This is a genomic window from Streptomyces violens (assembly GCF_000717745.1).
Taxonomy (GTDB): domain Bacteria; phylum Actinomycetota; class Actinomycetes; order Streptomycetales; family Streptomycetaceae; genus Streptomyces; species Streptomyces violens.
Window position 1 is genome coordinate 1 of record NZ_JOBH01000062.1, and the last position, 202, is coordinate 202.

At 64.4% G+C, this 202-nt stretch carries 1 protein-coding gene; it reads right to left on the minus strand.

Annotated features, from left to right (window positions below; all coding sequences use genetic code 11):
* The coding region (locus tag IF04_RS36400; RefSeq protein ID WP_037961980.1) for a hypothetical protein at positions 1-202 on the minus strand (202 nt) is incomplete at both ends.

The following is a 202-nucleotide window of genomic DNA, read 5'->3' on the forward strand; positions in this document are numbered from 1 at the left end:
GTCCCCGGCCACCATCTGGGTGCCGTTCCACAGCGCCGTGATCTTGTTGTGGCAGGTGCGCTCCGCCGCCCAGAACGCGGCCACCGTGGCGGTGATGTCATCCCGGATCTGGTTGTGCTCGGCGATCAGATCCTCGTCGTAGTCGCCGTCCTCATCGTCCTTGTGGTCCCGGATGAAGTTCTGCGCCTTGGTCTTCAGCTCC